Genomic DNA, 338 nt, shown 5'->3' with positions numbered 1-338 from the left:
GGCTGGCCCACGATGTCGCCGATGGCGAAGATGTGCGGCACGTTGGTGCGCATCTGGATATCGACGTTGATGAAGCCACGGTCCGTCACGGCCACGCCAGCCTTTTCAGCAGCGATCTTTTTGCCGTTGGGCGTGCGGCCCACGGCCTGCAGCACCAGGTCGTACACCTGGGGTTCGGGGGCGGTGCCGCCCTCTTCCGCTGGCGCGAATGTGACCTTGATGCCTTCAGGTGTGGCTTCGGCACCCACGGTTTTCGTCTTCAACATGATGTTGTCGAAGCGCTTGGCGTTCATCTTTTGCCAGATCTTGACGAGGTCGCGGTCGGCGCCCTGCATCAG

Annotated in this window: 1 protein-coding gene; it reads right to left on the bottom strand. The window is 62.1% G+C overall.

Going from position 1 to position 338, the window contains the following annotated elements; genetic code table 11:
* On the bottom strand, positions 1–338 hold a 338-nt coding region (locus J8G26_RS19215), incomplete at both ends, for an FAD-dependent oxidoreductase (protein WP_210570867.1).

Source organism: Acidovorax sp. JG5 (genome assembly GCF_017939685.1).
Classification (GTDB): domain Bacteria; phylum Pseudomonadota; class Gammaproteobacteria; order Burkholderiales; family Burkholderiaceae_C; genus Acidovorax.
The sequence above is the reverse complement of the archived record's forward strand: the minus strand, read 5'-3'. Positions and strand labels throughout refer to the sequence as shown.